Source organism: Shewanella sp. BJSY2023SW001 (assembly GCF_047314685.1).
Lineage (GTDB): Bacteria > Pseudomonadota > Gammaproteobacteria > Enterobacterales > Shewanellaceae > Shewanella > Shewanella indica.
Window position 1 is genome coordinate 51,804 of record NZ_JBKORF010000011.1, and the last position, 13,651, is coordinate 65,454.

10 protein-coding genes are annotated in these 13,651 nt (G+C 52.6%); 6 read left to right on the forward strand and 4 right to left on the reverse strand.

Features of this window, described 5'->3' with window-relative positions; translation table 11 throughout:
* The first annotated feature begins 20 nt into the window (after window positions 1-20).
* From ruvB to ACMHXH_RS01980, 4 genes are all read left to right on the forward strand, one after another.
* The gene (gene ruvB, locus ACMHXH_RS01965) at window positions 21-1,025 is read left to right on the forward strand and encodes a Holliday junction branch migration DNA helicase RuvB (RefSeq protein ID WP_039032912.1); all 1,005 of its coding nucleotides are present in this window, start codon (window positions 21-23) and stop codon (window positions 1,023-1,025) included.
* Window positions 1,026-1,366: 341 nt separating this feature from the next.
* Window positions 1,367-3,355 carry a cation:proton antiporter gene (locus tag ACMHXH_RS01970; protein WP_071476682.1) on the forward strand — a complete coding sequence of 663 codons (1,989 nt, stop codon included), beginning with the start codon at window positions 1,367-1,369 and terminating at the stop codon, window positions 3,353-3,355.
* A gap of 174 nt (window positions 3,356-3,529) precedes the next feature.
* A complete protein-coding gene (gene bluB / locus ACMHXH_RS01975; RefSeq protein WP_071476681.1) occupies window positions 3,530-4,264 on the forward strand; it encodes a 5,6-dimethylbenzimidazole synthase in 735 nt (244 codons plus the stop codon).
* 252 nt (window positions 4,265-4,516) lie between these two features.
* Window positions 4,517-6,289 carry an acyl-CoA dehydrogenase family protein gene (locus ACMHXH_RS01980; protein WP_071476680.1) on the forward strand — a complete coding sequence of 591 codons (1,773 nt, stop codon included), beginning with the start codon at window positions 4,517-4,519 and terminating at the stop codon, window positions 6,287-6,289.
* A gap of 104 nt (window positions 6,290-6,393) precedes the next feature.
* On the opposite strand, the gene dacB is transcribed toward ACMHXH_RS01980, so the two are convergent.
* Both dacB and ACMHXH_RS01990 read right to left on the reverse strand, forming a co-directional pair.
* Window positions 6,394-7,932 (reverse strand): D-alanyl-D-alanine carboxypeptidase/D-alanyl-D-alanine-endopeptidase, encoded by a 1,539-nt coding sequence (gene dacB / locus ACMHXH_RS01985; protein WP_071476679.1) that lies wholly within the window; start codon window positions 7,930-7,932, stop codon window positions 6,394-6,396.
* Window positions 7,933-7,983: 51 nt separating this feature from the next.
* Entirely contained in the window at window positions 7,984-8,148 is a 165-nt protein-coding gene (locus ACMHXH_RS01990; RefSeq protein WP_100143596.1) for a hypothetical protein, read from the reverse strand.
* A gap of 348 nt (window positions 8,149-8,496) precedes the next feature.
* On the opposite strand from ACMHXH_RS01990, the gene pssA reads away from it, so the two are divergent.
* Window positions 8,497-9,810, forward strand: a complete 1,314-nt coding sequence (pssA, locus tag ACMHXH_RS01995) for a CDP-diacylglycerol--serine O-phosphatidyltransferase (protein ID WP_144361510.1) — start codon at window positions 8,497-8,499, stop codon at window positions 9,808-9,810.
* A gap of 119 nt (window positions 9,811-9,929) precedes the next feature.
* Window positions 9,930-10,865: a LysR family transcriptional regulator gene (locus ACMHXH_RS02000; RefSeq protein ID WP_071476677.1), complete on the forward strand. Its 936-nt coding sequence runs from the start codon at window positions 9,930-9,932 to the stop codon at window positions 10,863-10,865.
* Here ACMHXH_RS02000 and ACMHXH_RS02005 read toward each other — a convergent pair.
* Window positions 10,852-11,928, reverse strand: coding sequence for a YjjW family glycine radical enzyme activase (locus tag ACMHXH_RS02005; RefSeq protein ID WP_083399833.1), 1,077 nt, complete (start codon window positions 11,926-11,928; stop codon window positions 10,852-10,854). The two genes, ACMHXH_RS02000 and ACMHXH_RS02005, sit on opposite strands and share 14 nt — an antisense overlap.
* Before the next feature lie 11 nt (window positions 11,929-11,939).
* Entirely contained in the window at window positions 11,940-13,490 is a 1,551-nt protein-coding gene (locus ACMHXH_RS02010) for a YjjI family glycine radical enzyme (protein WP_071476676.1), read from the reverse strand.
* Between the last annotated feature and the right edge of the window lie 161 nt (window positions 13,491-13,651).

Sequence of the window (13,651 nt, forward strand, 5' to 3'; positions counted from 1 at the left end):
TGAGGAATGAAGGTAAAGGCATGATAGAGGCCGACAGACTGATCCAACCCCAAAGCTCTCCTCAGGAGGAGCTTATCGATCGGGCGATGCGTCCCAAGTTGCTGGACGAGTATACAGGTCAGAATGAGGCTCGCGCTCAGCTCAAGGTGTTTATTCAAGCCGCCAAAAACCGCCAGGAAGCCTTGGATCACATGTTGATCTACGGCCCGCCGGGGCTTGGCAAGACCACCTTGGCAATGATAGTGGCCAATGAGATGGGGGTGAATATCAAGTCCACCTCGGGGCCAGTGCTGGAAAAAGCCGGCGATCTGGCGGCATTGCTGACCAATCTCGAGCCGGGCGATGTCCTGTTTATCGATGAAATTCATCGTCTCAGCCCTGTGGTGGAAGAAATTCTCTATCCGGCGATGGAAGATTATCAGCTGGATATCATGATAGGCGAGGGCCCGGCGGCCCGCTCCATCAAACTGGACTTGCCGCCATTTACCCTGGTGGGCGCTACCACCCGCGCCGGTGCGCTGACTTCGCCGTTAAGGGCTCGTTTCGGGATCCCGCTGCGGCTAGAGTTTTACAATGTGGACGACCTCAGCACCATAGTTGCCCGCTCTGCCAAGATGTTGGAACTGCAGATGGACTCGGACGGCGCCAGGGAAATCGCTCGCCGTGCCCGCGGAACCCCGCGGATCGCCAACCGCCTGCTCAGACGGGTGCGTGACTTTGCCGAGGTGAAACACGATGGCCGGATCACCAAGTTGGTGGCCGAGCAAGCGCTGGATATGCTGGATGTGGACGGCGAAGGCTTCGATTACATGGACCGCAAGTTGCTGCTGGCGATCATCGACAAGTTTATGGGCGGCCCAGTGGGGCTCGACAACCTGGCGGCGGCTATAGGCGAAGAGCGGGAAACCATAGAGGATGTGCTGGAGCCATTTCTTATTCAGCAAGGTTTTATCCAGCGTACTCCCAGGGGCAGGATAGCCACTGCCAGGGCCTACAGCCATTTTGAGATGATAAAGCCGGAATAGTCAGAAAAGGGAAAGGTCTTAACGACTTTTCCCTGTCTAATCACGCAAAATAGGTAAACCCTGCATCTTGGCAAACTGAAAATCGATAGTTAACTTATTGTTTTTATAAAGTTAGTTTTGTAGCCTTATCAACTTCCTTGGAAAAGCACTTTTGCTTAATATTATGTGCATCTTCCAGTTCTTATCAGATTTTATTCTTGTATAACCGGGTTTTGAAAATCATTGATATTCAAAGCTGGTACATATTTCGTTAACTCATATATGCTCATAATGCGAATGCGGCTTTTACTGGGCTGATGGTAGAACGGCTTTCGGGGCGAGCCAAACAAAAGGATTCACTTATGGTTGAAAAAATCACCGCCATGCTGGCGTTGATAGGAGTCTTGTCTCTGGCGTGTCAGTGGATTGGCTGGCGGATGCGTCTGCCGGCGATATTGCCGCTGCTATTGTGTGGTTTATTGCTGGGGCCTGGACTGGGTTTACTTAATCCCGACGCGATTTTCGGTGATCTGCTGTTCCCGATAATTTCCCTCGGGGTGGCGGTGATTCTGTTTGAGGGGGCGTTGACACTCAACTTCAAGGAGATCAAAGATCACGGCCGGATGGTGACGCATTTAGTGTCTGTGGGGGCATTGATTACCTGGGGCTGCATCGCCTCGGCGGCGCATTTTTTGTTGAGCTTTGACTGGCCGCTGGCGTTGCTGTTTGGTGCCTTGGTCGTGGTGACCGGCCCGACTGTAATAGTCCCCATGCTCAGAACTGTTAAACCCAAGTCTCAGTTGGCCAGCATTCTGCGCTGGGAGGGGATAGTCATAGATCCGATAGGCGCCATGCTGGCGGTATTGGTGTTTGAGTATATTACTGTCAGCGCCGGGCAGACGGCGCATGTACTGCTGGCGCTCGGCTCCATGCTGGGGATAGGCCTGGGCCTGGGGGCTCTGGCCGGTTATCTTGTTGGCCGGATGCTGAGAAGTAACCTCTTGCCTCATTATCTCACTAATACGGCAGTGTTAACCATAATGCTCGGGGTCTTTGTCGGCTCGAACCTGCTACAGGAGGAGTCCGGCCTGCTGACAGTGACAGTAATGGGGATTTGGCTGGCCAATATGCGCGGTGTGGATATTGCCGATATTCTTGAGTTTAAAGAGACTCTCACGGTACTGCTTATCTCGGCGCTGTTTATTTTGCTCGCCGCCAGGTTGGACTCATCTGCCATGCTCGACTTAGGGCTGGGCGGTCTTGGGGTACTGGCAGTGGTACTCTTGGTGGCTAGGCCCTTGAGTATCTGGATCTCTGGTATAGGGACGTCTCTTAGCAGCCCAGAAAAGTGGTTTTTGAGCTGGGTGGCACCAAGAGGGATAGTAGCGGCGGCCGTGTCATCACTGTTTGCCATCAAACTGGAGAAGATGCAAGTGCCCGGGGCTGAAACTATAGTGCCGTTGGTGTTCTTAATCATCATAGGCACGGTTGTGATCCAGTCACTCACGGCCAGACGTTGGGCCAATATGCTTGGGGTTCAAGCGGGGTCTGCCCGCGGCCTGCTTATCTTTGGCGCTTCCAAGTTTTCCCGGGAGCTGGCCAAGGTGCTCAAGGGTAAGGATATCAAGGTGATCCTTGCCGACAGTAACTGGGATAACATTCGTTTGGCACGGATGGATAATATTCCGGTTTACTTTGGCAACCCGGCTTCCGAACATGCCGACACCTATCTGGATTTGACCGGCATCGGCAAGGTGTTGATCCTGTCTCCATATCGTCAGCTCAATCCTTTGGTCTATTTCCATTTCCAGGATATCCTCGGGCAGAAGAAGGTTTATGGTCTCAGTAACTCGGAGAACAACGGTACCAGCGCTCGCCATCAGTTATCTGAATCTTACTTGAAGCGTATGTGCCTATTCGGGGAAACAGTTTCCTACGCCAAACTGGCCAGCTTGATGTCTAAGGGCGGAGTGCTTAAGAGCACTAATCTGACGGAGAGCTTCGGCTACAAAGATTTTTACCGTCGTTATGGTGAAACTGTAGTACCACTGATGTATTTGAAAAACGGCAAGGTCACTATGTTGACCGGTAACACGACAGACTTGCCAACGGGAATTGAACTTATCAGCCTTATCCCTAAAGAGGCGATGGCAGAAGCTTCAGCACTCAAGGAAGCTGAAGAAACCCTCAAGCAGGCAAGGGCTGAAGCCGAGCAAAAGGCCAAGGAGCTGGAAGCAAAAGAGCAGCAAGCCGCATTAACGGCATCTGGTGAACAAGGCAAGAACAGCAATGAAGATGGAAAAGCCGGCGGCACGGACAATAAACAAGATCGTGGAGAAGTGAGTGTCTGATAAAGCCTGAACCTTTGCCTTGAACAGTATTGAAAATACCGGGTCATTCAAACGACCTGGTATTTTTCCATAAAGCGCTTGCTGATATGGCATCAAATCCGCGAACGTCGGATTGGCCCAATCAGTAAAATGCCTGCTATAGTCCGGGCACAGCAGTCATCAAAGAGGTGAACCATGTCTGATTTTACCGTCTCCTCCGAAGCACAGGCGTTTTCTCTGCAAGAAAGAGAAGCCCTCTACAGGGCGATATTTGCCCGTCGTGACGTACGTAGCCAATTTTTGTCAAAACCGGTTGCCGAGGATAGTTTACAGCGGATCCTTGATGCCGCGCACCATGCGCCCAGCGTTGGCTTTATGCAGCCTTGGGACTTTATTCTGGTGCGTAGTGACGCCAAGCGCCAGGCAATTAAAGAAGGGTTTGACGCTGCCAATGCGCGTTCTGCCGAGCAGTTCAGTGGTGAAAGACGACGCCATTATCAGCGACTAAAACTAGAAGGTATTGTTGAAGCGCCTTTGGGTATCTGCGTGACTTGCGACCCAACCCGCAGCGGGCCTGTGGTACTTGGGCGCACCATCAAACCGGAAATGGACAACTACAGTGCGGTTTGTGCCGTGCAAAATCTGTGGCTTGCTGCCAGAGCGGAAGGTCTTGGAGTGGGTTGGGTCAGTATTCTCGATGATGAAGTGCTGCGTGAGACATTGGGGATCCCGGAGCAGATAAGAATTATCGCCTATCTATGTCTGGGTCGTGTGAGTGCCTTTAGCGATATCCCTGAGCTTGAACGTAAAGGCTGGTTGCCACGGCGACCACTTGAGTTGGCTGTCCATGAAGATGGCTGGCAAGCGACCCAGCAGCAACAAACAGAGCAACTTTTGGCTGAATATCTCCATGAAAAGGGATATGAATAGATTTCACAACTCAATGCGACAGTTTTGACTGTAACTACTTGATGAGACTGAAGAGTGGCCCGGCGGAAAGCGGCAGGGGATATCCGCTTTGGGTTTGGTCGTTGTGCTTGATAATCAGAATATGATTATACCCATAAAACCCTCATTTCTGTGGATATCGCCTCGGTAATTCTACCTTTGGCGCATTGTATTACTGCGTTAACTGAGTTAGATTGAAACAAGTGTTTAAATCCAACGTTTAAGAGTCTTTAGATGAATCCCTACCAAGCTCCGTTAACTGACATGCGCTTCTTGCTTGAACATGTTTTTGATGCCGAACAAACCTGGTCTTCATTGCCGGCAATGGCCGATATGGTCGATCTCGATACTGCCGCTGCCATCCTCGAAGAAGGCGCCAAACTGTGCCGCGATCTTATTCATCCTATAAACCGCAATGGTGATGAACAAGGAGTCCGTTTCGAGGCTGCCAAGGTGATCACACCCGATGGTTATAAAGAAGCTTATGCCGAGTTTGCCGCCGGTGGTTGGGTAGGGCTGTGCGGCGACCCTGAGCTGGGGGGGATGGGGATGCCGAAAATGCTCGGTGTCATGGTCGATGAAATGGGCTATAGCGCCTGTAACGCCTTTACACTTTACAGTGCACTGACTTCAGGTGCTGCACTGTGTATTCACGCCCACGGTAGTGAGGAGCTCAAGGCCAAATATCTGCCTAAACTCTACTCAGGTGAATGGGCCGGCGCCATGGATATGACAGAGCCTCAGGCCGGTTCGGACTTGCGTAATATCCGCACCCGCGCTGAACCAACTGACAGCGGCAGTTTCCTTATCAGTGGTTCAAAAATTTTCATCACAGGTGGCGATCAGGACTTGACCGAGAACCTGGTTCACCTGGTGCTGGCCAAAATCAGCGGCAGCAAAGGCATCTCGCTATTCCTGGTACCTAAGTTCAAAGTGGCCGATGACGGCAGTTTGGGCGCAGCCAACGGTGTAACCGTCGGTGCCATCGAGCACAAGATGGGTCTCAAGGGTTCGGCGACTTGTGTGATGAATTTTGATGATGCCGAGGGGTATCTTATCGGCGAGCCCAATCGTGGCCTGGTGTGCATGTTCACCATGATGAACTATGAACGTCTGTCCATAGGTATCCAGGGGCTTGGCAGTGCTCAGGGCGCTTATCAGATGGCGGCCGATTATGCCAAAGAGCGCCTCCAGGGCGTCGCCGCCGGTGGCTCACCCACCGGCAGCGATTCAGATCCTATTTTGGTACATGGCGACGTAAGGCGCATGCTGCTGAATATCCGCGCCATGACAGAAGCGGGTAGGGCCTTGGCTATGCTCACAGGTAAACAGCTGGATCTGGCCAAGTTTGCCGAAGATGAAGCGATTAAAGCCAAAGCCAGTCGTTACGTGGGTCTCTTGACTCCGGTCGCTAAGGCGTTCCTGACCGATCGCGGTCTGGACGCTACCATATTGGCGCAGCAGGTATTCGGTGGCCACGGCTATATTCGTGAGACCGGCATAGAGCAATTGGTGCGTGATACCCGTATCGCCCAGATTTATGAGGGCACCAATGGTATTCAGGCCATCGACTTTTTGGGGCGCAAGCTGACAGGTGATCGCTTGGCAACCTTGAATGAGTTTATCGCCGATATCAAGGTTGATATGGCGACTTTTGGACAAGTATCAAGTGAGCAGAAACAGCGCGTTGAAAGCCTGTTTGACCAGTTCGCCAGCGCGATTGCCGCTATTAACGAGCAAAAAGGCGATAAGCCTGCGCTTATTAACGCCTTGGCGGTTGAAGCCTTGGATGCCTTTGGTTACATACTCTACGGTTACCTGTGGCTGTTGATGGCAGATAAGGCACTCGCTGCAACCGATAATACCCTTGAGCCAGGCTTTGCCGAGGTCAAGAACCAACTGAAGGAGTTCTACTTTGCCAAATTGTTGGCCAAAGCCGATTTCCATTTGAGTCAGCTGGCCGGTGGTGATGACAGTGTGATGGCCCTTGCGCCCGAGCTGTTCTGAGAACGCAGAAGTATTCAAGCTGAATCGAAAGAGCCGCTATAAGCGGCTCTTTTCTCATGGCTTTGTTGGCGTTTTATCTAAGTACAAGCTTTGACGTTGCTCTACTAACGGGCGCTGACATTCAGCTCGGCCTGGGCTTTTTCCTGTTGTGCAGCTTTGGGTTTGTCTTGCCCTTTTGCCGCCAGTTGGCCTTCTGCGCGGCTGTTTGTGCGAAAATCTGTCAGCCCCTGCAGCAAAAGTGTGGCAAAGGGCGCGGCTTCAAGCTCCTTGCTCTGGGGGCTCAAACCATTTTCCAGCACTACAAACAGGTATCTGGGCACTTGCTTGTCACTGCCATCGGTAACATAACCGGCCAGATTCACCACACCCTGCATACTGCCGGTTTTGGCCCAGACTCTGCCCTTGAGCGGCTTGTTGGCATAGCGCTTGCGGTACTTTAAGGTGCCGCTGTGGCCGGAAACCGGTAGCTTGTGCATCAACCATTGGTAATCCGGGGTATCGGCAATTAATCGCAGCAACTGCGCCAACTGCCTGGCATTGAGCAGGTTATAGCGTGACAGTCCGGAGCCATCTATCAACTGGGCTCTTTCCAGCACTACACCTTTTTCTGCCAGCACTTCCCTGATGGCTTTGGCGCCGGCACTGAAACTGGCGCCATCACCATAATAGTGTTTCCCCAGCTGTTTAAGTAGGCTGTCGGCAATCAGGTTGTCAGATTCCAGTAACATGATTTCCAACAGCTCGGGCAGGGCATCCGAGGCATGACTGGCTACCACCCTGGAGCTGGCCGGCAGCTGATTGGAGGTCAGTATCTTGCCTTTGATACTGAGTTTACCCTTGATAATGCCGGCGACGCTGTCGATGGCATATTGGCCGGGGTCGTTGACCGCCAGCGCCAACGGTAATACCTGAGCGCCCGGGAAACAGCCACTGAAATGAAAGTGGTTGCCGGGTAATCGGTCCAGTTGCAGTTCGCAAAAGCCCTGCTTGTGACCTTTGTCGAAAATGGCGTTGGTGGTCAGCTTGACCGGCAGATAAACCGGCGCTGAAATTTTGGCTTTGTCCGAGGCGAGTGTGGGTTCGAGTTTGCCATGGACACAGTTTTGGTTAATCACATAGCTGGAGACGGGGGCTGCGTAACAGATCCCCAAGTCATCCCATACCCAACCGGGTGCTCTAAGCTGCTCATGGGTTTCTCCTATCAAGATAAGGTTGCCCTGTACCTGATTGATACCCGCTTCGGTGACACGCTTGAACAGTTCCATCAGATCCTGGCGCTTTAAGGTAGGATCGCCACTGAACAGTAGATAGAGATCGCCTTGAAGTACGCCATTTTTGGGCGAATTGGTACTGAGAATGCTGGTGTGATAACGAAACTCCTCTCCCAGCAGCTCAGTGGCCGTTACCGCGGTCAGCAGTTTTTGAGTACTGGCCGGGATCATCAGGGTTTCACTGTTGTGGCTCAGCAGTTGCTCGCCGCTTTGCAGATCTTCTATCCAGACGGCAGTTTGTGATGAGGCCGGAGTGATCAGAGTCAAAAGATCATCAAGGGAGGTATTATCGGCCTTCAAAGGGGAAGACAGCGCCATGGCGCTCAATAACAACAGTGGACGTGCCAAGCCCTGCAGGGACAACTGTGGCATAAAAAAGCCTCCGGTTCCGTGAATGCTTTCGAGAGTATAACCTGCAGAGCCTTAGCTGTCGTCCTTGTCCATCAGTGCATAGAGTTTAAGTGTGACTATCAATACCAAACCGATAAACAGCGGCAGTACCAAAGGGCCGAGATAGGTTTTGAAGTGAAACAAGGCCCAGGCCGCGAGCAGGGTACCGATAAGCGTCAACCAGAATTGTTTGTTCATTGCCGTCCAGGTTTGAGTTAAGTGAGTGAGGGATTAAGGGCATATTAGTGTATAAGGCTAATGCTGTGATAACAGGGCTGCCATCACAAAAGCGTGATCTGGGTCGGTTTTACTCTTGGCGCGGTGTCCTCATAGCCTCTTTTGATACAAATTGCGCCGAAATCGTGAACCAATAGCGGCTGTTGACTAGAAAAGGCTTGCCCGATAGAAGACAAGTGGGTAATTTCTATTGCCTTATTCGCCCCGCCGTGGATCTTTATCGATTACGCCATCACAGGGGAAGGACATTTTGCCGGGAAACACAAGGAGCGAGTGGATTGCCGGAACATACAGTGACAGGAGGATACCTTGCTGGATAAGCTGGGTGGAATTGCCATAGCGCCGGATGCATTGCACTGGCTGCTGACCCCAAGTAACTTCAAACAGACCTTGATTGAGCGGATCCGTAGCGCCAAAGAGGCCATCTATATTGCGGCACTCTATCTGGAAGACGATGAGGCCGGACGCGAAATACTTGCCGAACTGCTGGCGGCCAAGGCAGCCAGACCCGAACTCGAAATCAAAGTGTTGGTAGATTTTCACCGTGCCCGCCGCGGCCTTATCGGCCACAAGGGCGATGGCGGCAACAACCTGATGTACCGTCAGGTGATGGCGCAAGCGCAGCAGCGTTTCAACATCTATGGCGTACCGGTGAAATCCCGTGAGTTTATGGGAGTACTGCACCTCAAGGGCTTTATTGTCGATGATGCCGTGATATACAGCGGCGCCAGCCTCAATAATATCTACCTGCAGCAGAAAGACAGATACCGTTTCGATCGCTATCACTTGCTGGAATCGGCCGAGCTGGCTGCCAGCATGCGAGAGATGATTGACAGTGCTATTTTAAGCGACAAAGCGGTCAGTTGCCTGAGCTGTCCGGAAGAAGAGGAAGTGCTGCCGGAAAAAATTGATGTCAGAAGCTTTAAGCAGCGATTGTCGGCGGCAAGCTATCAATTCAAGGGCGTTGAAGAGGGATTGCGGGTCACGCCGCTTTTGGGGCTTGGACGCAAGCGCAATCCGCTCAACAAGGCGGTACTCGCCATGGTTGAGGAGTCCAAGGAATCGCTTTTTATCTGCACTCCCTATTTTAACCCGCCCTATGCTTTGGTGCGGGCGTTGGTTAAACATCTGCGTAACGGCAAGCGTCTGGATATTTTGGTGGGTGACAAGACGGCCAATGACTTCTATATTCCGCCGGATCAGGATTTTTCCACCATAGGTGCATTGCCGTACCTCTATGAGCAGTCGCTGCGCAAGTTTGTCAAACGCCAGCAGTGGGCGGTTGATCAAGGACTACTCAATATCCATCTGTGGAAGCATGACAACAACAGTTATCACCTCAAAGGGGTGAGCATGGATGGTCGCAAACATCTGCTCACCGGCAGCAATCTCAATCCGCGGGCCTGGGCCCTGGATCTGGAAAATGGTTTACTGCTGCATGATGACAAACAAGAGCTGGCCGAGTCTTTTGCCAAAGAGCAGCAACATCTGCTGCTGCACAGCCAGCGTTTGTATCATTACAGCCAGATAGATACCTTGCAGAGTTACCCCAAGCCGGTAAAAAAAATCATGAATCGTATTCGCAGGCTCAAGGCCGACTTTCTGCTGCGGCGTATTCTCTGACAGCGCTTTAGCAAGCGCTTGGCTGAATGAGAGCCTGATTGCAGAACTTGATTCAGTTTTGGTTTAGCCTTGGCTTATTCAGTCAAGGTTAAATCCAGTCAAGGTTAAACACAGCCAGAATGAGTGATATCGTCCGCTTATCCCGCATTAATTTCCGTCATCTTCTGGTGCTCAGACAGCTGCTGGAAGAGCAAAGCGTCACCCAGGCGGCCACGCGTCTGTGTTTGAGCCCTTCGGCGGTCAGCAAAATACTCTCCCAGCTCAGGGATTGCCTCGATGATGAGCTCTTCTACCGTCAGGGTAATCAGCTGTTGCCGACTGCCAAGGCCAAACGACTCGGGCCGGTTATCAGCGCCATGCTCAGAGAGATGGACAACCTGTTTACCGAAGAGGGCTTTCGCCCGGAAGGATTTCAAGGGCGGATGAATTTGGCGCTGAGAGAAAGTAGCTTCGAACTGCTTGCGGGCGCTATAGCCAGCGTGCAACAGCAGGCGCCGGGAATGAAACTGGCAGTGCATGCCAAAGAGAGCACGGGTTTTCAGTCCCTGTGTGAAGGACGGGTGGACTTGCTGGTTCTGCCACACGACTTGGGACAGCCGCCAACTGGCCGCAACGAACTGATTTGGGAGCGTTTGGCAGAGGACGAGATGTGTTGCCTGATGCGAGCCGGGCACCCGCTGGCAACAAAAAAGTTGACACTGGATGCCTATCTGAGCTTTGCCCATGTGGGCATTTTGGACGCCGATCTGCAGCAACCCTTTTTCGAGCAGTCATTGGCACAATTGAGCCGCAGGCGGGAGCTGGCGCTGGAAGTCGCCGACTTCGGCGCCGCCGCCAGTATCTGCCGCCACTCGGACTTGTTGTTTACCTGCTCGGCTCTGTGGGCTTCAATGGCGGCGCAGGCAAGCGGCATGGTAGTTAAGCCATTGCCCTTTGCCTATGGCAAGGTGGGCTATAGCATGGTGCATCATCAAAGTGGTAGCCGAGATCCGGCGCTACAATGGCTAAAAGCAACCCTCCTCAGTGGCTTTAAGCAGTCCATCAGCCAAGGTTAACCGGTGGCAGACTGATATTGGCTATACCGGCGCGGCTGAGCGCCTTGGCCAGGTCATCAATCTGCTGTTGGCTCGCCTTGGGCCAGCGCAAGGCCTCGCCTTTGACACCATGATGATTGTAACCGTTTAGGCGCAGCCGCATCGGCTCCCCCTTCAGCGCTTGCCGGCGTTGCAAGTCGAGCAAAAACAACGCCAGAGCGTCAAAGTGCTGCCAATAATCACTTTTTCCGGGGACTTCCAGTAGCCTGATTTCCGCCAGTTTTCCTACTTCGGCCAGCAGTTGCAGGCTCTGCTTGACCTTGATATTGCCACGGCCTGTCAGTCGTCGGTGAGCCGGCTCATCCCAGGCTTTCAGGTCAACCATAGCGCCATCAAGCCAAGGGATCAGACGCTGCCAACCACTTGCTCCCAGGCTACCATTGGTATCCAAAAGGCAAGTCAGGTGTTTGAGCTCTGGGCTTTGTTTGATGGCTTTGAACAAGGCGCTGACAAATTTCAGTTGCAAGCTGGCCTCTCCGCCACTCAAGGTGATACCGCGGATAAAAGCTTTCTGCCTTTTAATCAGTGTCAATGCTGTTTCGACTGACAGGCGTTGGGTTTTGGGCTGGCTGCTCGAAGGGCAAACATCGAGACAGGTGTTGCAGCCGATGCAGCTTGTACTATCCCAGGCAAGCCTGAGAGATGCCTTGCTATTTGAAACTGCTTGAATGTCAGCCGCAGCTGATTTTAGGCTCAAGGCACCTGCCGGGCAGTGCGTAATACACTCCTGGCAGGCGTCACACAGAGTGATGGTTTCCGGATTATGGCAACCGGGGCAGCGAAAGTTGCAACCCTGAAGGAAAAACACCATGCGATTGCCCGGGCCATCAACGGTCGAGAAGGGCAACACTCTGGCGACGTCGGCACTGGCAACCTCGGAACTTATAGCCAATACCGAAGTGCCAGTGTCGCCGCTATTTAACTCACGGCAATTCGACTTACGCCCATTCAGCTCATCGCGATTAAGCTCAGAATGATTAGACGGGCTATCAAATATTCCTATTCCCGGGGCTGCACTCTTCATAGCTTGCGTCCTTACACCTGGGACTTGTCGGCGGCATGGAACTCTGCGCTCACTACCCGCGGTGCCCTTTGGGTCACGGCCGTGGTTTCACTGGCTTCTGTGCCCAGAAAGGTGGTGTTGGTACGTGAGCCTTGTTGGCGGTAACTGGCGATCTGCGACTTTTTCACCATATAACCTGTGATGCGCACCAGATCGGTATCGGCGGTATTGGCGGTAAATTCACGAAAGCCGGCATCCAGGGCGCCAATACACAGCTCAAGCAGGGCTTCAGGATTGGCCTTGATGGTTTCATCCAGGGTCAGGATCTCGCTGATCCCGGAAGGATAGAAAGCGTGTTGCGGCGCCAGCGCCAACACATGAGTGACAGGGTCCGGCTCGTGGCCGTAGGCTATTCTGACTCCCGGAGTGGTGCCTTTGTCGATGGAAAGGCCCCCCTGGGCATGAAGTAAGGCGCGGCCATTAAAGCCAAAACTGACTTGGGTAGTGGTCACTCTGTCACTGAGCGCGCGGGTAATGGCTAAACCGAGTGCATTGGCCTGCTCGTTGTGACCATATTCGCCACTCATACCTGCCAGCTGTTGCAGATGATTGACGGCTTCGGCCATGGCATAAACGCCGAACATGGGTGCAAAGCGGGATTCGTCAATGAGTCCTTCTTTTACCAGGAAGGAGTCGAAGAAATGGGATCTATGGTGTAAAAACTCACAACGTAGCTCAATCAGTTCATACATCAGGTTGCAGTAATGGGGCAGGGTGCGCTCGAGCATTTCCTCCAGGGTACCGGCTTCTTCGGCGACGGCTTTGAGGTTAAGTCTGACCAGCGTATTGGCACCGCCTCGGGTGGGGAGCGCGTTATAACAGCTGACAATGCCGAACGTTTGATTTGGCGCCTCACCGGGAGCACAGGCAAAGGTTTGGGCATGTATCGGCCAGTTGCCGATATGAGGTTTGCTGCAGGCAATGATATTGTCTGTCGCCAATCGCAGCAGCGCTTTGGGCGTGCGCCTGGGGTCATACATAAAGGTTAGATTGGGAGCCACCTGCTTGAGCTCGGCATCAATGCGTAAAATAGTGCGGCAGACACGGTTGTCCTCTGGGCCTATATTGGCATGCATAAAGGCGTCCGGCAGGGTGCGATCCAACTGGATCCAGAAGCGTTTCAGTTTCTGATATAGGGCTTCATCACTGACGTCCTGGCAGTAAGGCAACAATAAACTATCGAGATAGCCGAGAAAAACCGGGATATTGGTGACTGACGGCACATGGTGATACAGCACCATCAGCTTCATCAGGGCATCATCCAGATCTTCGGCCGGTGTCAACTCCAGATACTCGGAGCCTTGCTCGAGAAAACGTTGGTAATCGGGCAAAACATATCTGGGTTTGAACGGGGCATGGCCCTCAAACATATCGCAAATAATGCCTTTATCCATGGCTTGGGTCAGTGCTTCACTGCGAGGCAGATAGGGAATACTGGCATCGGCGGCACCGGCCAGCGCCAGGGTCTTTTGCTTGGGGTCAAGCAGGGGATCGGTAATAAGACTAAGAAATTGATTGTCCATAGTGAGGCTCCGCTAAAGGCAAGGCGCTAACCGGCGCAATGGCCGAATTGGCTTTCAAACACAATAATTGAAATGGCTTTTAACCTGAGTCTAAGTAGGGACTTTATTTTCCGGAAGTGAAATGTGTTTGATGGCGCTTGTCTAAAATGGAAATCCGCTGC

Excerpts from the sequence above, each read along its gene's own strand:
- ruvB (WP_039032912.1), top strand. The coding sequence starts at position 21 with ATGATAGAGGCCGACAGACTGATCCAACCCCAAAGCTCTCCTCAGGAG.
- ACMHXH_RS01970 (WP_071476682.1), top strand. The coding sequence starts at position 1,367 with ATGGTTGAAAAAATCACCGCCATGCTGGCGTTGATAGGAGTCTTGTCT.
- bluB (WP_071476681.1), top strand. The coding sequence starts at position 3,530 with ATGTCTGATTTTACCGTCTCCTCCGAAGCACAGGCGTTTTCTCTGCAA.
- ACMHXH_RS01980 (WP_071476680.1), top strand. The coding sequence starts at position 4,517 with ATGAATCCCTACCAAGCTCCGTTAACTGACATGCGCTTCTTGCTTGAA.
- dacB (WP_071476679.1), bottom strand. The coding sequence starts at position 7,932 with ATGCCACAGTTGTCCCTGCAGGGCTTGGCACGTCCACTGTTGTTATTG.
- ACMHXH_RS01990 (WP_100143596.1), bottom strand. The coding sequence starts at position 8,148 with ATGAACAAACAATTCTGGTTGACGCTTATCGGTACCCTGCTCGCGGCC.
- ACMHXH_RS02000 (WP_071476677.1), top strand. The coding sequence starts at position 9,930 with ATGAGTGATATCGTCCGCTTATCCCGCATTAATTTCCGTCATCTTCTG.
- ACMHXH_RS02005 (WP_083399833.1), bottom strand. The coding sequence starts at position 11,928 with ATGAAGAGTGCAGCCCCGGGAATAGGAATATTTGATAGCCCGTCTAAT.
- ACMHXH_RS02010 (WP_071476676.1), bottom strand. The coding sequence starts at position 13,490 with ATGGACAATCAATTTCTTAGTCTTATTACCGATCCCCTGCTTGACCCC.